This is a genomic window from Flavobacterium sp. N1736 (assembly GCF_025947065.1).
GTDB lineage: Bacteria > Bacteroidota > Bacteroidia > Flavobacteriales > Flavobacteriaceae > Flavobacterium.
Map to the genome: position 1 here is coordinate 1,910,311 of NZ_CP109994.1, position 20,028 is coordinate 1,930,338.

Annotated in this window: 16 protein-coding genes; 13 read left to right on the forward strand and 3 right to left on the reverse strand. The window is 34.4% G+C overall.

From position 1 onward, the window contains the following. Window positions 1-250: 250 nt before the first annotated feature. The 10 genes from OLM54_RS08090 to OLM54_RS08135 all read left to right on the forward strand — a co-directional run bounded on the left by OLM54_RS08090 (window position 251) and on the right by OLM54_RS08135 (window position 12,757). On the forward strand, window positions 251-1,306 hold the full coding sequence (locus OLM54_RS08090) for a pesticidal protein Cry7Aa (RefSeq protein WP_264538084.1): 1,056 nt from the start codon (window positions 251-253) through the stop codon (window positions 1,304-1,306). Beyond that, window positions 1,290-3,560, forward strand: coding sequence for a glycosyltransferase (locus tag OLM54_RS08095; protein ID WP_264538085.1), 2,271 nt, complete (start codon window positions 1,290-1,292; stop codon window positions 3,558-3,560). The genes OLM54_RS08090 and OLM54_RS08095 overlap by 17 nt, the downstream gene beginning before the upstream one ends. A 198-nt stretch (window positions 3,561-3,758) precedes the next feature. Then, the gene (locus OLM54_RS08100) at window positions 3,759-4,316 is read left to right on the forward strand and encodes a TetR/AcrR family transcriptional regulator (protein ID WP_264538086.1); all 558 of its coding nucleotides are present in this window, start codon (window positions 3,759-3,761) and stop codon (window positions 4,314-4,316) included. Further along, window positions 4,316-5,560 carry a beta-ketoacyl-ACP synthase II gene (gene fabF / locus OLM54_RS08105; protein WP_264538087.1) on the forward strand — a complete coding sequence of 415 codons (1,245 nt, stop codon included), beginning with the start codon at window positions 4,316-4,318 and terminating at the stop codon, window positions 5,558-5,560. Before OLM54_RS08100 ends, fabF begins: the two co-directional genes overlap by 1 nt. A 270-nt stretch (window positions 5,561-5,830) precedes the next feature. Then, on the forward strand, window positions 5,831-6,589 hold the full coding sequence (locus tag OLM54_RS08110) for an MlaE family ABC transporter permease (RefSeq protein ID WP_264538088.1): 759 nt from the start codon (window positions 5,831-5,833) through the stop codon (window positions 6,587-6,589). Window positions 6,590-6,591: 2 nt separating this feature from the next. Beyond that, window positions 6,592-7,371 (forward strand): ABC transporter ATP-binding protein, encoded by a 780-nt coding sequence (locus tag OLM54_RS08115; protein WP_264538089.1) that lies wholly within the window; start codon window positions 6,592-6,594, stop codon window positions 7,369-7,371. Window positions 7,372-7,395: 24 nt separating this feature from the next. Then, window positions 7,396-8,232 carry an MlaD family protein gene (locus tag OLM54_RS08120; protein ID WP_264538090.1) on the forward strand — a complete coding sequence of 279 codons (837 nt, stop codon included), beginning with the start codon at window positions 7,396-7,398 and terminating at the stop codon, window positions 8,230-8,232. A gap of 61 nt (window positions 8,233-8,293) precedes the next feature. Then, window positions 8,294-11,071, forward strand: a complete 2,778-nt coding sequence (locus tag OLM54_RS08125; RefSeq protein WP_264538091.1) for an AsmA-like C-terminal region-containing protein — start codon at window positions 8,294-8,296, stop codon at window positions 11,069-11,071. Window position 11,072: 1 nt separating this feature from the next. Then, window positions 11,073-11,561: a low affinity iron permease family protein gene (locus OLM54_RS08130; RefSeq protein WP_264538092.1), complete on the forward strand. Its 489-nt coding sequence runs from the start codon at window positions 11,073-11,075 to the stop codon at window positions 11,559-11,561. Then, window positions 11,558-12,757: an NAD(P)/FAD-dependent oxidoreductase gene (locus OLM54_RS08135; protein ID WP_264538093.1), complete on the forward strand. Its 1,200-nt coding sequence runs from the start codon at window positions 11,558-11,560 to the stop codon at window positions 12,755-12,757. Before OLM54_RS08130 ends, OLM54_RS08135 begins: the two co-directional genes overlap by 4 nt. A gap of 87 nt (window positions 12,758-12,844) precedes the next feature. Here the strand turns inward: OLM54_RS08135 and OLM54_RS08140 are convergent, their stop codons facing one another. Together OLM54_RS08140 and OLM54_RS08145 are read right to left on the reverse strand one after the other, a co-directional pair. Continuing rightward, a complete protein-coding gene (locus tag OLM54_RS08140) occupies window positions 12,845-13,801 on the reverse strand; it encodes a bifunctional helix-turn-helix transcriptional regulator/GNAT family N-acetyltransferase (protein WP_264538094.1) in 957 nt (318 codons plus the stop codon). Between the two features lie 221 nt (window positions 13,802-14,022). Continuing rightward, window positions 14,023-15,045, reverse strand: a complete 1,023-nt coding sequence (locus OLM54_RS08145; protein WP_264538095.1) for a helix-turn-helix domain-containing protein — start codon at window positions 15,043-15,045, stop codon at window positions 14,023-14,025. A 217-nt stretch (window positions 15,046-15,262) separates the two neighbouring features. On the opposite strand from OLM54_RS08145, the gene OLM54_RS08150 reads away from it, so the two are divergent. The 3 genes from OLM54_RS08150 (at window position 15,263) to OLM54_RS08160 (ending at window position 17,738) form a co-directional block, all read left to right on the forward strand. Beyond that, the gene (locus tag OLM54_RS08150; RefSeq protein WP_264538096.1) at window positions 15,263-15,748 is read left to right on the forward strand and encodes a DNA-deoxyinosine glycosylase; all 486 of its coding nucleotides are present in this window, start codon (window positions 15,263-15,265) and stop codon (window positions 15,746-15,748) included. Window positions 15,749-15,989: 241 nt separating this feature from the next. After that, the gene (locus OLM54_RS08155; protein WP_264538097.1) at window positions 15,990-16,424 is read left to right on the forward strand and encodes a DUF6526 family protein; all 435 of its coding nucleotides are present in this window, start codon (window positions 15,990-15,992) and stop codon (window positions 16,422-16,424) included. Window positions 16,425-16,808: 384 nt separating this feature from the next. Further along, window positions 16,809-17,738: a hypothetical protein gene (locus OLM54_RS08160; protein ID WP_264538098.1), complete on the forward strand. Its 930-nt coding sequence runs from the start codon at window positions 16,809-16,811 to the stop codon at window positions 17,736-17,738. 265 nt (window positions 17,739-18,003) lie between these two features. On the opposite strand, the gene OLM54_RS08165 is transcribed toward OLM54_RS08160, so the two are convergent. Further along, a complete protein-coding gene (locus OLM54_RS08165; RefSeq protein ID WP_264538099.1) occupies window positions 18,004-20,028 on the reverse strand; it encodes a glycoside hydrolase family 97 protein in 2,025 nt (674 codons plus the stop codon).

Below are 20,028 nucleotides of genomic sequence, written 5' to 3' on the forward strand. Positions count from 1 at the left end.
ATGACCTTTTAGGTCTGTTTGTTATTCAAATTTCTTTCTTAATATAAATCTATCTTAACTCTATCCATTATTTTATTATCCCAATCAATTACAAAACACAATAAATCAGTAAATTAGCAATAAGTATTATAATTTTATTTTGAGGTTTATAGAATTCCCATGAAAATGCTTTTGAGTTAATTTTTTAAGCGATTGGATTAATCCTGCCGTTGCCTTAGTTCTAATTTTAGATAAAAATTACGAACAACGTATGGATTTAGCTACAAAACATGGTGTCATATTAGAAAAAACCGAAAGGCCTTTTGAAGAATTAGGCGTTTTAAATCCAGCCATTTTTCAGGAAGGAAATTCAGTACACATGTTTTACAGAGCTGCAAAAAAAGGTAACTTTTCTACTGTAGGTTATTGTCGATTCGAAGGACCATTGACCCTGGCAGAAAGAAATACAGAACCCATATTTGTGCCTGAATATATTTATGAGATTCACGGTGTTGAAGATCCGCGAATTTCAAAAATAGACGATTTGTATTACCTTACTTATGTAACGTACGACGGTATTAATGCTTGTGGAGCGCTGGCGGTTTCAAAAGATTTAAAAAAATTTAAAAAGAAAGGAATTATCACACCAAGATTCATCTTGCATGATTTTACAAACCTCATAAGAAAGCATTTGCAAAATCCAAGTATAGCCAAAATACTTGCTTTTAATGTCGAAAGAAATTATCCTTTGACAGAAACTATTAAAGAGAACCTATTTGTATGGGACAAAAACGTGGTTTTATTTCCAAAAAAAATAAACGGAAAATTTGTTGGATTGCACCGCTTATTTCCGTCCATACAAATATTTAGTTTTGAAAACAAAAAGGAACTAACAGAAGATTTTTGGAAAGATTATTTAAAAAACCTTCCTGATTATCTTGTAATGGAACCAAAATATGACCACGAAACAAGTCATATTGGGCCAGGCGCCCCTCCTATCGAAACTCCTGACGGATGGCTCCTTATTTATCACGCTGCCGAAAAGAGAGAAAAAGGATTAGTATATCACGCCTGTGCCGCATTGCTGGATCTTAACAATCCGCAAATTGTATTGTCAAGACTAAAAATACCTTTAATAACACCATCAGAATATTACGAACGCCATGGCTATGTAAACTATGTTGTTTTCCCCACGGGAACCGCAATTTTTGATGACCTATTATATATATATTATGGCGCTGCCGATGATAAAATTGCAGTTGCCTCTACGAACCTAAATGACTTATTAAACGAACTAAAAAGTAATCCCCATGAAAGCAATATCTAATAAATCAAAAATAGTTTTTTTATCAACATTTCCACCAACACAATGTGGAATTGCTACTTACACGCAGGATACAATAAAAGGTATTACCGATGTTTTTGGTAAATCAATCTCATGCGAAATTTGCGAACTGGTTGACAAACCAAACGCAAAATCAACGCAGGCTTTTACTTTAAATACTAAAAACAGAGAAGAATACGCCAAAGTTGCCGAAGAAATAAATAATGACGAAAGCGTTAAACTTGTTCATATTCAACATGAATTTGGATTGTTTGGCGGAAATTACGGCGACCATTTATTAGATTTCTTAAATGTGATTAAAAAACCCGTGACTTTTACATTTCACACCGTACTTCCTAACCCGAATAACGAACTAAAAACGTTTGTAAAATTACTTTTGAGTTACAGCAATTCAGTATTTGTAATGACAAAAAGATCTGAAGAAATATTGATCAATGATTACAATATTCAGGAGCAAACTATTACAACTATATCACACGGAACTCACGTTGTAGTATACGAAGCACCGGAAACTGCAAAAGTAAAATTTGGAATGGAAGACAGAAAAGTGCTGTCAACTTTTGGACTTTTGGGTGAAGGAAAAAATATCGAAACAGGTTTAAGAGCCTTACGAAAAATTGTTGAAAACACGCCAAATGCACTTTATCTGATTATTGGCAGAACACATCCAAATTTAATTATTGACGGCGTTGATACGTATCGTGAAAAACTGGAAGGCATTGTAAACGAATTAGATCTTCATGATAATGTGCGTTTCATTAACCAATATCTTGAAACAGAAGAGCTTTTAGATTACTTAAAAGCAACAGACATTTATCTGTTTACATCAAAAGATCCAAACCAGGCAGTGAGCGGAACATTCTCGTATGCAATGAGTTGCGCTTGTCCGATAGTGGCATCAAAAATTCCGCATACCAAAGAAGTTCTTACCGAAGATTCAGGGATTTTGGTTGATATTGGAGATGAAGAACAATTTGCAGCTGCAGCAATAAAATTACTTTCAGATGAAAATCTGAGAGAAGAAATGGGTAAAAATGCCTTTAGAAAAACCCGCGCTTCATCTTGGGAAAACATCGCCATTGTACACATCAATACCTATAAAAAACTGATCGAAGATTCTACTGAAATTAAATTCAGTTATCCTTCAATTGAATTGGCACATGTCAAAAAAATGACTACAGAACTTGGAATTATCCAATTCAGTAATATTTCTATTCCAGATCTTGAGTCAGGATATACCTTAGATGATAATGCCAGAGCGCTCGTTGCCTTTTGTATGCACTATAAACTTACAGAAGATAAAGACGATTTACCATATATTTTAATTTATTTGGATTTTATCGAGCGCTGTCAAAAACCAAAAGGTAATTTTATGAATTATGTTGACAAAAACAACCGTGAACATATCGAACAAAATGCCGAAGTTAATCTGGAAGATTCAAACGCACGCGGAATCTGGGCTTTGGGAACTGTAGTTTCTATTGGAAAAATCCTGCCGGAAGCCATTGCTAAAAAAGCATCAAAATGTTTATTAAATGCCTTGAAATGGGCAGAAACCATACAATCGCCACGTTCAATAGGTTTTGCAACAAAAGGATTATATTTATATCATTCTGCCGTTCCTAACTTATATGTAGCCGCAATTATCAATAAATTGAATGCAAAATTGCTATCTAATTATGAAATTCATGCAACAAAAGACTGGAGATGGTTTGAAGATTATTTAACTTACGGAAACGGAATTTTGCCAGAATCTATGCTTTGTGCTTATTTGGTGACCAATAAACCTATTTACAAAAAAGTAGCTTTAGAATCACTTGAATTCCTGATTTCGAAAACATACAATGGCGATAACTTCAAAGTAATTTCTAATAACGGTTGGTATCATAAAGACTCTGAACCACAGGAATATGGAGAACAGCCAATTGATGTTTCATACATGATTCAAACCTTAAATTCATTCTACAACGCTTTTAAAACACCGGAATACAAACGCCAGATGAAAATTGCGTTTAACTGGTTTTTAGGAAAAAATCATTTAAATCAAATCATGTACAATCCCGTAAGCGGCGGCGGATATGATGGTTTAGAAAAAGAAAATGTAAACCTGAATCAGGGTGCAGAATCAACAGTTTGTTTTTTAACAGCACGTTTGATTATGGAAAACCTTAAATCGACAGAAAGTAAAGTTATTCCGTTGATGAAAACAAAAACCGGAATTGCGATTAACTCTTAAAAATATTTTAACTACATTAACTAAATTTAAGTAACACGTTGTTACCGTAAAATCCCTTCTAAACAGAAGGGATTTTTTGTTTTACACGTTTTTAAAACTTCCGGATTATTCTATCGTTTTTAATTCCTTCAAAAAAATAAGCCTTAATAATTTTGCCTATCTACTAATAGGTAGTATCTTTGCTCGAAAATATTTGCAATGACTACAAAAGAATCAATTATAGAAAAAGCAGATCAATATATTAGAAACAAAGGCTATAATGCCTTTAGTTTTAAAGATATTTCGAATGATATTGGCATCAAAACAGCGTCAATTCATTATCATTTTCCAACAAAATCAGATCTTGGCGTTGCTACAATCAAAGAACATATCGAACGCGTTGAAACTTTAAAAATAGAAGTTGCCAATAAATCTCCGCTAATTAAACTTGAAGCTTTTTTAGCCGTTCAGGAACAAATTAAAAAGGAAGGAAAAGTTTGCCTTGTTGGTTCATTAGCAACAGATTTAAATACATTGGACGATACCATAAAAACAGAATTACAATTATTTGCCAACATTGTCCTTACTTGGGTAACCGAAATTTTGACAGAAGGAAAAGAACTCAAAATATTTGATTTTCAAATGCCTTCAAGAACAAAAGCGTTGATGATAATAACGAATATGATTGCAATTGTACAATTATCCAGACTTACAAATCAAAATGATTTTGACGTTGTAAAACAAACAATCCTGGAAGAATTAAAACCTAAAAAATAATGAAAAGAGTTGTAATAACCGGATTGGGAGCCTTAACTCCTATCGGAAATAATGTTTCAGAATATTGGAATTCCCTAATTAACGGAGTAAGCGGTGCAGCCGAAATAACAAAATTCGACACAACACAATTTAAAACCAAATTTGCCTGCGAAGTTAAAAATTTTGATGCACAGCATATATTTGAAAAAAATGAAATTAGAAAATATGACCTCTTTACACAATACGCTTTATACGTTACGGATGAAGCCATAAAGAATGCCAATATTGATTTTGATACTTTAAATAAAAACAGAATTGGTGTTATTTGGGGTTCCGGCGATGGCGGTGTTTCTACTTTTGAAGAACAAATTGGAGAATATAAATTAGGAAACGGAACGCCAAGATTCAGTCCGTTTTTTATTCCAAAAAGAATTATTAACATTGCTTCGGGCGCTATTTCTATAAAATACGGACTTCGCGGCATCAATTATACGACGGCTTCCGCCTGTTCGGCAAGTAATACCGCAATTATTGATGCTTTCAATTACATTCGTTGGGGAAAAGCCGATATGATTATTAGCGGTGGTTCTGAAGCTTCGATTTCAGAATCTTCAATTGGCGGTTTCAACGCTTCAAAAGCATTGTCTACATTAAACGATGATTTTACAAAAGCCTCACGCCCATTTGATGCAACCAGAGACGGATTTGTTTTGGGCGAAGGTGCCGGCGCAATCATATTAGAAAGCTACGAACACGCCATAAAAAGAAATGCCGTAATTCTTGCCGAAATTGTTGGCGGTGGTTTAGCCGGAGATGCGTACCACTTAACAGGAACACATCCTGATGGTGAAGGCGCAATTCTGGGAATGGAACTTGCCCTTGAAGAAGCTGAAATTACGCCGGACAAAATCGATTATATTAATGCACACGCGACCTCTACGCCAACCGGAGATTTGAGTGAACTTAAAGCGATGGAAAAAGTTTTTGGCATTAATCCCAATGCTAATATTAGTGCCACAAAATCAATGACGGGACATTTATTGGGCGGTGCCGGAGCAATTGAAGCTATTGCGTGTATTAAAGCCGTTCAGGAAAACATCGTTCCGCCAACCATAAATACGCAAAATGTAGAACCTGATTTTGCAGACAAGTTTAATTTAACATTAGGAAAATCACAACACAGAATAGTCAATTATGCCATGAGCAATACCTTTGGTTTTGGAGGTCATATTGCGAGTTCTATCTTTAAAAAGTTTACAGAATAATGAATGCTGCTTTTTAAAGCTCAATTATAATAAATCACACTTCAAAAAAATCCCTTTAAACAAAGGGATTTTTTTTTGTTTTAGCCCGGTTTGGCAACGTAATTCTTTTTGAGTTATTGTGTGGCGATGTAAATTATATAAACTTGAAAAAAAGTTCTGTAATATTTTTCGTTAACAATTAAGATAACTTTAATATTAAATAATAAAGGAAAATTAGATATGTTAAAATATTGATTTTCAAAACATAAACTCACCAATAAAACAACTATTTTGATACTCACTTTAAAAAATACATTCGAAGAAGTAGGAAATGCAACGTTGTTTGCAAAGCAGTTTTTTAAGGAAGTATTTATACCACCTTATGAGGCAAAACAGTTCTTGAAACAATGTTATCTGATTGGATATAAATCATTACCGCTCGTAGCCATTACAGGTTTTATTATGGGACTTGTACTTACGCTGCAATCACGACCTACGCTGGTAAAATTTGGTGCCGAATCCTGGTTACCCGGAATGGTCGCGCTTTCGCTAATACGAGAAATTGCTCCGGTAATTACAGCGTTAATATGTGCCGGAAAAATCTCTTCCGGAATAGGTGCAGAATTAGGCTCAATGAAGGTTACAGAACAAATTGATGCAATGGAAGTTTCAGCTATAAACCCGTATAATTATTTGGTTGTAACGCGCATTTTGGCGTGTACTTTAATGGTACCCATTTTAGTGTTTTTTGCAGATGCGATAGGTATAGTTGGTGGTTATGTGGGAATTAATATTCACGGCGATGTAAACTTTTACAGATATCTGACACAAATTGTTCAGTCGTTAGAATTTCTGGATGTAATTCCGGCTACGATAAAGACTTTTTTCTTCGGATTTTTTATTGGAATGATTGGATGTTATAAAGGATTCAACGCCTCAAACGGAACCGAAAGTGTTGGTAGAGCTGCAAACTCTGCCGTTGTTACAGCGTCCTTAACCATCTTTATTATCGATATGGTAGCCGTACAAATAACCGACTTATTTTTTTAAAGATGATCAAGGAAGAAAAACATATAGAAAAAGAATCTAAGGCAAAAACTAAAGCTCCGATAATCGAGATTAAAAACCTGCACAAAACGTTTGGCAAAAACAACAAAGTTTTGCAGGGTGTAAACCTAACGGTAAATCAAGGCGAAGATTTAGTGATTTTAGGACGTTCCGGTTCCGGAAAATCGGTAACTATAAAATGCATTGTAGGTTTAATCGAACCGGATAAAGGCGAAATCAAGGTTTTTGACGAAAATGTTTTAAATCTTAAAAAAAGCGAACTGAATGAAATCAGAGTCAGAATAGGATTTTTATTTCAAAGCGGCGCTTTATACGATTCAATGTCCGTAAGAGAAAATTTAGCTTTTACCTTAAAAAAACACAAACGCGATATAACTCCGGAAGAAGTCGAAAGTGAAGTAATCGAAGCACTTGATAATGTAGGTTTAAGCGATGCCATAGACAAAATGCCATCTGAATTATCAGGCGGAATGCAAAAGAGAATTGGTCTTGCCAGAACTTTAATCTTAAAGCCTGAAATTATTTTATACGATGAACCAACAACAGGTTTAGATACGATAACATCGAGAGAAATCAGCGAGTTAATACTCGATATAAAACATAAACGCAAAACAACTTCGATTATTATTACACACGATATGGCTTGTGCCAAACTTACTGCAGACCGCATTATGGTTTTAAAAGATGGTGTAATACATGCCGAAGGAACTTACGAAGAACTGGAGAAAAGCGAAGACGAATGGGTACGCTCTTTTTTTGAATAAAACTAAAAAATAAAAATAGAAATCATGGATAAGCAATCTGGATATACTTGGAAATTAGGAATGTTTGTAACAATTGGGTTATTGCTTTTTATATTGGCAATTTACTTCATCGGGAAACAAAAAAACCTGTTTGGTTCGACATTTAACATCACATCAACATTTAAAACCGTAAGCGGTTTAGAAGTTGGTAACAATGTTCGTTTTTCAGGAATAAATATCGGAACGATCGAAGAAATCAGGCTGGTAAACGATTCATCTGTAGTCGTAAGTATGGTTATTAAAGATGACGTTCGCGAATTTATCAAAACAGATGCCCGCGCCAGCATTGGTTCAGATGGTTTAATGGGCGATAAAGTATTGACAATTTCTCCGGGAGTAAAATCGACAAAACCGGTTGAAAACAACGGTGCAATTGCTTCTGTACACGGAATCGAGATGAACGACATCATGAAAAGCGTAAAAAAAAGTGTTGATAATGCAGGTGTAATTACGGAAGAACTGGCCATTTTTAGCCACAGCATGAACAACGGAAACGGAGCTTTGGCAAGATTGGTTCGTGATGATAAAATGGCAAACAGCGTTTCGAATACACTTAACAACTTAGAAAGCGGTACAAAAGGTTTCAGCGAAAATATGGAAGCTGCAAAAAGCAACTTCTTATTTAAAGGTTATTTCAAGAAAAAAGAAAAAGAGAAAGAGAAAAAACAGGAAGAAGCTCAAAAAGCTAAAGAAGAAAAAGAAAAAGCCAAAGAAGAAAAAAAAGAAGAAAAAAAAGAAGCTAAAGAAGAAAAACAAAAAGAAGAAGACGCCAAAAAAGCAGAAGCTCAAAAAACTGCCGAAGCCGAGAAAGCCAAAAAGTAATTTAAATACAAGCAAGCCCATGAATTCGTCTTTCAAAAATATTGCCGTTAAAACACTCAAAGTGTTAGGGATAACAATAGCATCTATTTTGCTGTTGTTATTTCTCATTCCACTATTATTTCCCGGAAAAGTTGCCTCAGAAGTAAAAAAAGTAGCCAACGAAAGATTAGATACAAAAATGGATTTTTCTAAATCGAGACTTTCATTTTTTACTCATTTTCCGTCGCTAACCGTTTCGCTTGACAATTTATCGCTTACAGGTTCTGCGCCTTTTAGAAACGATACTTTGCTAAAAGCAGAACAGGTTGCGTTTGGTATCAACCTAAAAAGACTGATTTTTGACAACGAAGTAAAAATTAATAAATTATATGTTTCAAAAGCATTAATAAATGTAATGGTAAACCAAAAAGGAGAAGCCAATTACAACATTTATAAAGCTCCCGAAAAAGATAAAAACAAAACCGATGATCCTGAAGAAGGAACTGCGATTAGGTTAGAACGTATTGATCTTGAAGATTGTCATGTAAAATATAACGACAGATCTGCCAAAATTCTCGTTGATGCAAAAGGTTTTAATTATGTTGGAAAAGGAAATCTAAGCGAAGATATTTTTGACTTAAATACCGATGCCAAAATTGACAACATCGATTTTTATTACAACCGAACTGCGTATTTGAGAAGGAAAGAATTACGTGCCGATTTAATTACCAGAATCAATACACACGCACTTTCGTTTATTCTGCAAAAAAATGAATTAAAAATCAACAAATTGCCTTTAACATTTACAGGTTTATTTACGATTTTAAGAGACGGATATAAAATCAATATCAAAGCTGCATCACAAAATACAACCGTAAAAGATTTGTTTTCTGTTATGCCTCCGGAATATTTAACGTGGCTGGAAGAAACCGAAATTTCAGGAAAAAGTGATTTGCTTTTATCTTTTAGAGGGAATTATAATGTAGCTAAAAATCAAAAACCAGATTTGGCTTTTAACTTAAAAATCAAGGAGGGCGCCATAAATTATCAAAATGCGCCCGCGCCGTTAACTGATTTTGAGATGGATTTAAATACCGTTTTACCTTCACTTGATGTCGAAAAACTATTAATAAATCTTCGAACATTAAAATTTAAAGTAGGCGAAAAAGATTATTTCACCGCTTATCTGCACAGTAAAGGATTTAACGAAATGACGGTTAATGCAAGCGTAAAAGGCGCTTTGGATCTTGCCACTGTTGATGCCGCTTTGGGTTTGAATACTGTTGATTTAAAAGGAATTTTAAAAACAAATATACAGGCAAGAGGTGTTTTTAGTACATCAAAAAAACTGTTTCCGAAAACTATTGGCGGAATTTCATTGCGAAATGGTTCTCTAAAAACAGACGCCTATCCCAACCCAATTACCGATATTACTTTTATTGCCAATGTGCTTAATAAAGCCGGAACATTTCAGGATTTGATTGTCGCTGTTGCGCCCGCATCTTTTGTTTTTGAAGGAAATCCGATGTATGTAAACGCAACACTTTCAGATTTTACGGATCTGGCTTACAATGCAAAAATTAAAGGCGAATTGAATGTTGGACGCATCTATAAAGTTTTTTCCCGAAAAGGGGTTGACCTTACCGGCTGGGCAAAAGCTGATCTTTCATTAAAAGGAAAACAAAGTTATGCCACAACCGGACAATACAATAAACTGGATAATCGCGGCACTATTATTCTGAAAAATATAAAAGCAACTTCAGAACTTTTTCCGAAAGCATTTTATATCAAACAGGGAAATTTCCGTTTTCAGAATGAGAAAATGTGGTTTGAAAAATTCGATGCTTTCTACGGAAAATCAGATTTTGCCATTAACGGATATTTGCTGAATACGATTAATTACTTTCTGGAATCGCACGGAACTTTGAGCGGAGATTTCAACTTAAAATCAAAACTCATTAATGTTGATGAATTTATGGCGCTCAAAAAAGGCGAAAATACAGATCGAAACCTTGAAGTAGAATACGCCAAAGAAGATCATCCAAAAATGAGCGGCGTTGTTATTGTGCCAAAAAACCTAAATGTTGGTTTAAACGCAAATGTTGACAAAGTAGAATATAACGGACTTGTTTTAAATAAACTAACCGGAAAAGTGGGAATTACAAAAGCTGGTTTTTATCTCGAAAATGCCAATTTTAATATCATCGACTGTATTTTAGGAATCAATGCTACGTATAAAGACGAATCGCCAACATCTGCCCATTTTGATGCGCATTTTACAGCCAAAGATTTTAGCGTACAAAGAGCATACAAAGAAATTCCGATGTTTCATGAAATGGTTACAGCTGCCGAAAAAGCACAGGGAATTGTAAGCGTTGATTATACCGTAAAAGGTGATTTAAACGGAAATATGGGTCCAATTTATGAATCGCTTGAAGGTGGCGGAACTTTAAACCTGCGCGATGTACAAGTAAAAGGATTGAAATTGTTTGATGGCATTAGTTCTCAAACCGGACAAGAAGGCTTGAATAATCCCGATATGAAAGGTATTGAAATTACGTCAACCATTGATAATAACTTAATTCATATTGACCCTTTTACGTTTAGTGTCGCCAGTTTTAAACCTACTATAAAAGGGACAACAAGTTTTGATGGTTTATTGGATTTACGAATGCGATTAGGGCTTCCGCCTTTTGGTCTCGTAGGATTTCCAATTGTAATTACAGGAACACATGAAGATCCAAAAATTAAAATTTTCAGTAAAACCGGTCAAAAAATAAATGATGCGGTTTATGATGAGAAAAACAACAAAGTAATTCGGGAAGAAAAAGTCAGCAAAAAAACAAAAAAGCAAAAATAAAATGAAAACTAAAAAAAAGAATAGTACCAGTACATTCGAAAAATTTGCCTCGAAAGTTTCAAAAGCCGCCGGAAGCACAACAGCTTTTATAAGCGCCTTTTTAATTGTGGTGGTTTGGGCAGTTTGTGGTCCAATTTTTAACTATTCAGAAACCTGGCAATTGGTAATCAATACCGGAACGACGATTATTACCTTTTTGATGGTTTTTTTAATTCAGAAAGCTCAAAATAAAGACTCACTTGCCATACAATTGAAATTAAATGAATTAGTTGCTTCAAACGAATATTCGAGCAATAGTCTGGTTGATATTGAAAGCATGACGGAAGAAGAAATGATTATTGTTCAAAAATATTACCACAGACTAAGCGAACTGTCTAAAAAAGATGAAAGCATCAGAACCTCGCATTCTATTGGCGAAGCTCAGGATCAACACGAACGCAAGGATAAAAACAGAAGTCAAATGCGCACTAAAAACAGTACCAAAAAATGAAGTTACGCTCAACAGAAACTTTCTGGCCACTAAAACATGCAATGGATGTAAGTTATCCATCACTGGATTCAGATTTAACAACCGAAATTTTAATTATTGGCGGCGGAATCACCGGAGCACTAATGGCGTACAAGCTTATTAACGACGGAAGAAAAGTTATAATTGTAGACCGCCGTGATATGTGTAACGGAAGCACCGCCGCAAGTACCGCTTTACTTCAATATGAAATTGATGTATCGCTTCACGATCTAATAAAACTAAGAGGTATAAATTGCGCTGTAGACAGTTATAGAAATGGCAAAAAAGCCATTTTTGACTTACGCGCCATAGTCGATAATATTAAAAGCGATTGCGGATTTGAGTTTAAAAAGAGCATTTATTTTTGCTCTTTAAAAAGAGATCTTCCTTTTTTAAAAACAGAATTTAAATGCCGAAAAGAGCATGGTTTTGATGTAAGCTGGCTCGAAAAATGGGATTTAGAAAAAATGGGATTAAATGCCGTTGCAGCCATAGAATCTAAAACCGCTGCCGTTATGGATCCGTTTAAACTCGCCAATGATTTACTGGATTATTGTCAGGAAAAAGGAATGCAGATTTTTGATCGCACCAATATTACTTCAATCCAAAATCAGAAAGGAAAAATCATCGCGCATACCGAAGATAAATTTACCATCACCGCCGATCATGTTATAAACTGTACCGGTTATGAAAGTACCGAAACACTGACAGAGAAAGTGGTCGATCTAAAAAGTACGTATGTAATTGTATCCGAAAGTATTCCTGAATTGCCAAAAGCGTTCAAGAATGCTATTTTTTGGGATACTTCAAATCCGTACATCTATTTTAGATCTACTCCGGATAACAGAATTATTATGGGCGGTGGCGACGAAGAGTTTAAAGACCCGAAAAAAAGAGATAAACTATTGCCTAAAAAAGAGCAATATCTACTAAAGAAATTCCAAAGAAAATTTCAAAAAATAAAATTCAAAATCGACTATTCCTGGGCGGGAACTTTTGGAGAAACAAAAGACGGACTTCCCTATTTTGGTAAACCCGATCCCGAAAAAAATGAACACTACGTTTTAGGTTTTGGAGGCAACGGAATTACCTTTAGCGTTATTGCCATGAATTCAATTCTGGATTCTATCAATAATAAAAAGAATCAGGATTTGGAGTATTATAAGTTTGGTCGATAAGGTACAAAGAGGCAAAGGTTCAAAGGGACAAAGGCTAAAAACATTGACAAAAACCTTTGAACCTTTGTTCCTCTGAACCTTTGAACCTTACTTAATAACTAACTCCATCTGAATATTACAACGTTTATAAGGTGTTGGCAAACCAGAAACTTTCTCGAAACCTAATTTATGATACAAATTAATTGCGGGTTTAAGGATTGTATTGCTTTCCAGATATAACTTTGAAGCGCCCAGTTCTTTCGCTTTTTTTACGATTGCCTCGCCAAGAAGCCAGCCAATACTTTTTCCCTGCGCTTTTGGAGAAACCGCCATTTTTGCCATTTCAAAATCATACGTTTCATGATTCATTTTAATGAGAGCGCAAACACCAACGGGTTCATTTTGATATAAAGCAACCAGAATTTTTCCGCCTTTATCCAAAATATATTCCTTCGGATTATCCAAAGCTTTATAATCTGCTTCTTCCATTTCAAAATAGGTTGATATCCATTCTACATTTAAAGCCTTAAAAGCTTCCTGATATTCAGGTGTATAATCTACAATTTGAACATCTTGGCTTTCACGTATTTTTTTCTGTTCATTCACCCTTTTAAATAGTGATTTTTGCTCCAGTAAAAATTCCCATTCTTCAAGAGCAGCCCATAAATTATGATTTGATTCAGAAATTAGAGATTCTACAGCTGCTTCAACATCAATACATTGCAATTTAATTTTCTGAGACAGAATTAATCCCTGATCCGTCAAAGCTACGATGTTTCTGCGTTTATCGGTAGTTTTCAGGTTATTATCCTGCACAAGTCCGGCAGCAATCATTTCCTGAACAATTTTACTTACTGAAGGCTGCGAATGTCCAATTTCATTTGCGATTTCAGTAATCGTAATTTCTCGTTCCTCTGTAAGCGTGTAAAAAACCGGAAACCATTTCGGCAAAAAATCTACACCGTACAATTCGTACACTTTTGCAGCATCATCTGTTATTATTGCTGTCATCAAACGCAACCGACTTCCTAAAGCCACTTTGCCAACTTTATTAAAAAAATCCATATTATAAGTGATTATATAATTAGTTATGCAAATGTAGTGTAAAAAAAGATACTAAGATTCTGAGTTGCTAAGATTCTAAGTTTTTTTTCTTAGTGCCTTAGTGTCTTAGAATCTTAGCAATTTAGTAACTTTCTCTAAACTCCTAAAGATTCTAAGTTGCTAAGTTTTTAAGTTTTTTTTTCTTAGCAACTTAGAATCTTAGCAACTCAGTAACTTTTTTTCTACGCTGTAATCGCTAAAGGATTCAAATTAAACTTATATTCTTTTGGACTGCAATTGAATTTTTGTTTGAAGATTTTAGAGAAGTAACTTCTGCTTGTAAAGCCAATGCAGTACACAATTTCAGAAATATTTAAGTCAGAAGTTCTAATAAGGATTTCGGCTTTTAAAACTCGCATGTGCGTGATATAATCATTCACCGTACGATTGTGAATCATTTTAAAACCTTCCTGTAATTTGTTTGGTGACAAACCTGATTTTTTGCTTAACGATTTAATGGTAAAAGGTTCTTCAGGATTGGCTTTTATAGCTTCAGAAAGTTCTTTGATTTCTTCCATTTCTCTTAAAGTCAAACAATTTGTATCTTTTGTAGCAGCAATTAAATCATCTGTATGCTGTTGAATTTCCATTGCAAGAATAATTCTCAAAATACCTTCTTTCAATAAATTACGAACGATTCCGTTTTGAGTAACGGCATTTAATTGTTCAATTTTTTCGGCAATTCTTAAATTATACGAACCTAAATAAAAGAAATCCTCCACCGTATTTTCTCCAAAAAACGTTTCTCTTACCTTTTCGTTTAGCGAATGCGTTTGGTTTATGGTAATTTGAGTTCCCACAATAATCAAAGTGAATTTCGTTTTTTTATCTTTTTCAAAAAACAAAACATGTTCCTGATCTTGTTTTGATGAAAGAATGGCAGTTTGAAATGTTTTTAATTTTCTTTCCTCGCCCGTAATTCCAAAACTATGTGATAAATTACCTTTTGAACAATAAGCAAAATAAACTGGAGACGATTTTAAGTTTAAGATATTCATTCGAACATCTGCAGAAAAAGTCATATCAAATTGTACATACGAAATATCATCGTTGAATGAAGAACCAATAATCGATCCTTTTGCAAAACTATTATTGACTTCTAATGTATACTCGTCTAAATCAAAAGTCACCTTTCCGCCTACGTTTAAAGTTAACTCTTCAAAAATATTTTCGATTTTCTCTGTATTAATAGTAACTATTTTCATTTTGCATGGATTTTAAAATTTCTATATTCTATTTTTATAGATCTTTGAGAAACGAAAAAGTTTCCTGTAAGGGCGTTGGATTCCTTAAAAAATCTATCCTTCAAAGTTCGTTTAATCACATTTCGAAATTGTTATATAATTTTTACAAATTGTTTTATAATTCCCTGTAAATGATTATTTTAACATTTAAGATTTTACCCTAAACTAAGCCTCGTAAATGAAAAGTTTTTCTTTTGCCCCAATAACGTCCAACAACGCTAACATTTTGATTCTAGGCACAATGCCCGGCACAAAATCATTAGAACTCAATCAATATTATGGACACAAACAAAACAATTTCTGGAAATTTATGTTTGCCATTTTAAATGAAAATTTCTCTGAAGATTATGAAACCAAAAAAGCGCTTTTGCAAAAAAATAAAATTGCCCTTTGGGATGTTTTGCAATTTTGCGATCGCATAGGAAGTTTAGACAGCGCTATAAAAAATGAAATTGCAAATGATTTTGAAACCTATCTCGAAAATCATCCAAACATTAAAACCATACTTTTTAACGGACAAAAAGCTGCAGCATTTTTTAAAAAATATGTTCATTTAAAAAAAGAATATCAATTAATCACATTACCATCGTCAAGTCCGGCAAATGCAAGCCAAACATTTCAAACAAAATTAGAAGAATGGAAAATTATCGAAACCCTGATTTGAATTGTATAATAAAATCATTTTAAAATGTAACAAAACAAAACCGCTTATAAGATAATTTTACCAAAGGTTTTAAGATATTTAAATAATTGAAACTCTTGTAATTTATATGGACTCACTACTTATAAATTACGTTAAAAAGATTAGATTATAAAAATATTGGTTGTTAGTTTATTTTATATAAAAGCTATTCTTTTTGAATAGCTTTTATTAATTTAACACTATTATTTAATGCACCAAAATCATGAAAATTCAAACATATTCAAACCATATTAGGTTTTATCCTTGGCATCATTTTGTCTATTACCCTGTTCTCATAGCATTTTTGGCAGGAAGTATTTATTTTGCCTGCACCACAAACGATCAATTAATCTGGATATTTATTAGCGTATGTTTCATCTTTTTGTTTTGCCTTGCCTTTATGTTACGCCAGCATTACGCCCTTATTTTACAAAACAGAATCGTTAGGCTCGAACTTCGCTACCGTTATTTTACACTCACCGGAAAACGTTTGGAAGAATTTGAATATAAATTAAACGACGATCAAATATTTGCCCTGCGTTTTGCTCCGGACGACGAAATTCTTGATTTAATCGACGATACCATAAAAAATAACCTTAGCGGAAACGCCATAAAAAAAGCAATCGTACACTGGAAAGCCGATTACAATCGAGTCTAAAAAATTAAAAACCTCATCAACTCAGAACCTTAGAATCTTAGTAACTTAGAATAAAAATACGGACGTGCCACCATATAAAAAAAGACCCAATAAACATTGCGTTCATTGGGTCTTTTTTTATATGCTGTCGGGCTATCCGTGCTACTTCGGTAGCTTACTTCTATCCCTCACGCGACAGCAGCATTCAAACATATTTCTGTTTTTATGGATTCTTACAAATTTAGCAGTCAATAAAATCGCTCCTCTTTTCATAACAAAAACATATATAACTGATAATCAAATTATTTCATAAAATAATAAAAGCAAAAAAAAGTAAAACCGATACTTTTTTTCGCTAACTTTAATTGTTAAAATTTTGTCAATAAAACCTAAAAAATAAATCCTATGAAAAAACTATTTTCTTTGTTGATTATTTCTCTTTTTTGGTTTTCAGCTCAGTCACAAACCACAGCCGAAATTCAGGTAGAAAGCCCTTTACCTACTGCACAAAATAACACTAATAATACTAATTTCGAAGATCTTCAGGATTATGATGCCAACGAATTACCCTGGCATGCCAGACGTTTTAAACTTACAGCCGGAGCATTTTTTCCTTCAAATAATACGCAGGTAGAAGTGGGCAGCAATAATGGTGATTTTGGAAATATGATTGATTTTGAAAAAGATCTTGGATTTAATAAAAACACCACCTCTTTTACAGCAGCTTTTGAATGGAGAATTTCAAGAAGATCAAGACTTGGCGCAGAATATTTTTATTTAAGAAGAACAGCTACTAAAACGCTTCAAAAAGAAATTGAATTTGGAGATCATACTTACCCGGTTAATGCCACAGTTTCTGCTTTTATGGACAATGCAATCTATAGAATTACTTATGGTTATGCTTTTATATCAAAACCCAAATACGAAATCGGGGCACTTATTGGAGCGCACATTTTATTAGGCGATGTTGGTTTAAGGCTTGAAGCTGAAACTGCAGCAGCTGAATACAGAGACGATTTTGATTTTACAGCGCCACTTCCTGATATTGGACTTTGGGGAGAATTTGTATTAGGAAAAAGATTAGGACTTTATGCAAACGCCAATTATTTTGCCATAAAAATCAACGATGTCGACGGACGTTTATGGAGTTATAACTTGTCTATTTTGTATAATGTTTACAAAAACTTTAGTTTAACAGCCGGATATACCGGTCTTAATATAAGAGTCGATGTCGAGAAAGCAAGACTAAACGGTTTCTTTAAATGGGGATATAATGGCCCAAGCATCACCGCAACATACGCTTTTGGAAAACACGTTAAGCTTTATAAACATTAATTTAATGTCATTGCGAGGAACGAAGCAATCTCACTTGCTACTACATATAGTATCCACAATCTTGTCATCCTGACGGAGGAAGGATCTCCGTAAGCAGCTCGACAAAGATTGGCGATTTTCTTTGCAGAATTTCTTGCGGAGATCCTTCCTCCGTCAGGATGACAAAAAAAAGAATACTGCACTACAAAAAAAACAAACCCGACATCTTCTTTAAAAGATATCGGGTTCATTGCTCAAACTTAACTCAAAATAAACTTAAACTAACTTATTTCTGTACCGGAGAAAATTTTATAGCTGTTCCTCCGCCAGCTGCGAGTTTAATATCCAATACTGTTTTGCTATTTACTTTTTGTTTTGAAATCACAACCGGATACGGATTTGTTTTATAGTTTGCTCCTGCTCCATCGGCATACATTTCGGCTTCGTATTCTTTTCCGGCATCCAAAAAAGATAAAGCTACTTTAAGATCTCTGGCATCTTTGTTTGTAATAGAACCTAAATACCAGTTTTTCTCGTCCCAGTCTTGGCGGGCAATTGTGGTGTATTCTCCAATTTTAGAATCCAGAACTTTTGTTTGAGACCAATTGCACGGAACTTCTTTTACAAACTGAAACTCCGGTTTTCCTTCATAGTTTTCAGGCAAGTCTGAGGCCATTTGCAACGGACTAAAAATAATGACATACAACGCCAATTGATTTGCCAAAGTCGTTTGCACTTTTGCATTTGAAGGCGTTTTATAATCAAAATTGAAATTACCCGGCGTATAATCAAACGGTCCCGAAAGCATTCTTGTAAAAGGCAAGGTCGTTAAATGTTCCGGCGTATTTCCGCCATCAACAGACCATGCGTTGTATTCCTGACCTCTGCCGCCTTCCTGCGACATAAAATTAGGATATGTACGCTGCAAGCCCGTTCCTTTTATAGGTTCATGATTGTCGATCATAATGTGATACTTTGCTGCCGTTTCCATTACTTTTCTGTAATGACGCGCTCCGTATTGGCTGTCGTGCCACTCTTTTTTGTCCAGATATTTGTTTACGTAACCTGTTTTTACAGTATTTACGCCCATTTTTTGATACAGTTTAAAAGCATCTTCAAGCTGACTTTCGTAGTTTTTTGTTGCTCCGGCTGTTTCATGATGACCAATTAAACGAACATTTTTAATGGCTGCATATTTTGTAATTTCTTCCAGATTAAAATCAGGATATGGTTTTACAAAACTAAATGCAGATCCGTCAGCTGTCCAGTCGCCATCCCAACCTTCGTTCCAGCCTTCGACAAGAACACCGTCAAAACCATTTTTTGCTGCAAAATCAATATATTCTTTCGTGTTTTTTGTTGTTGCACCGTGTTTTTCTCCTTGTCCCCAAGTGTACTTTTCAAGATGCATTCCCCACCAGATTCCAATATATTTTGAAGGCGTTATCCACGAAAGATCTTCAATTTTTGACGGATCGTTTAAATTCAGCATAATTGTAGAAGTTGCCAAATCTCCCGGATTTGTACCTACAATAATGGTTCTCCAAGGCGTTGCAAAAGGTGTTTCGGCATATACTTTTACGCCATCAGCCCACGGCACTAATTCGCTTTTGTATTGTTTATTATTTGTTTTTAATAATGTCATCGAAGCAAAATCGGTTAAATTGGCTTCGTGAATCGCTACAAATAATTTCTCTTTAGTTTCAAAAGTCGCAGGTGTATTTATGGTATCTGTTTTACTAACAGGCGTTTTGCGATACGTACTTTCATAATAACTGTTTTCGCGATGTACGGGAATCCACCAAACATCATTTTCTGATTTAAAAGTAAACTGAGTTGCTTCATCAGCGATTTTTACTTTGTTTAAATGGGGCTGTTTTGGAAAGAAATAGCGAAATCCTACTCCATCATCAAAAACCCTGAAAATAATATCAACCAAACGTTCTTCTCCTTTTGATTCTTTCAGATGAACAATTAATTCGCTGTGATGATCACGAACTTTTTTGAATTCTCCCCAAGGCTGTTCCCAGATTTCATCGGCCGTTTTTTCTTCGGTGGAAACCACTTCAAAACCTTCTGTCATTTTCTGGATTCCCTTAAATTCAAACCCCATTAAAGAAGGTTCTATTACCGATTTTCCATTAGATGAAAAGCTGTATTGCGGCTGCCCCGAAGTTGTTAATTCAAAAACCAGTTTGGTGATTTTTCCAGGCGAATTTATTGTGTATGTTTTTTTAGTACCAGCACTGCAAGCGTAAATTAATATCGACGCAAAAACAATCAGACAGTATCTATATTTTATGTTTTTCAT

Excerpts from the sequence above, each read along its gene's own strand:
- OLM54_RS08090 (WP_264538084.1), top strand. The coding sequence starts at position 251 with ATGGATTTAGCTACAAAACATGGTGTCATATTAGAAAAAACCGAAAGG.
- OLM54_RS08095 (WP_264538085.1), top strand. The coding sequence starts at position 1,290 with ATGAAAGCAATATCTAATAAATCAAAAATAGTTTTTTTATCAACATTT.
- OLM54_RS08100 (WP_264538086.1), top strand. The coding sequence starts at position 3,759 with ATGACTACAAAAGAATCAATTATAGAAAAAGCAGATCAATATATTAGA.
- fabF (WP_264538087.1), top strand. The coding sequence starts at position 4,316 with ATGAAAAGAGTTGTAATAACCGGATTGGGAGCCTTAACTCCTATCGGA.
- OLM54_RS08115 (WP_264538089.1), top strand. The coding sequence starts at position 6,592 with ATGATCAAGGAAGAAAAACATATAGAAAAAGAATCTAAGGCAAAAACT.
- OLM54_RS08120 (WP_264538090.1), top strand. The coding sequence starts at position 7,396 with ATGGATAAGCAATCTGGATATACTTGGAAATTAGGAATGTTTGTAACA.
- OLM54_RS08130 (WP_264538092.1), top strand. The coding sequence starts at position 11,073 with ATGAAAACTAAAAAAAAGAATAGTACCAGTACATTCGAAAAATTTGCC.
- OLM54_RS08135 (WP_264538093.1), top strand. The coding sequence starts at position 11,558 with ATGAAGTTACGCTCAACAGAAACTTTCTGGCCACTAAAACATGCAATG.
- OLM54_RS08140 (WP_264538094.1), bottom strand. The coding sequence starts at position 13,801 with ATGGATTTTTTTAATAAAGTTGGCAAAGTGGCTTTAGGAAGTCGGTTG.
- OLM54_RS08145 (WP_264538095.1), bottom strand. The coding sequence starts at position 15,045 with ATGAAAATAGTTACTATTAATACAGAGAAAATCGAAAATATTTTTGAA.
- OLM54_RS08150 (WP_264538096.1), top strand. The coding sequence starts at position 15,263 with ATGAAAAGTTTTTCTTTTGCCCCAATAACGTCCAACAACGCTAACATT.
- OLM54_RS08155 (WP_264538097.1), top strand. The coding sequence starts at position 15,990 with ATGAAAATTCAAACATATTCAAACCATATTAGGTTTTATCCTTGGCAT.
- OLM54_RS08160 (WP_264538098.1), top strand. The coding sequence starts at position 16,809 with ATGAAAAAACTATTTTCTTTGTTGATTATTTCTCTTTTTTGGTTTTCA.
- OLM54_RS08165 (WP_264538099.1), bottom strand. The coding sequence starts at position 20,028 with ATGAAAAACATAAAATATAGATACTGTCTGATTGTTTTTGCGTCGATA.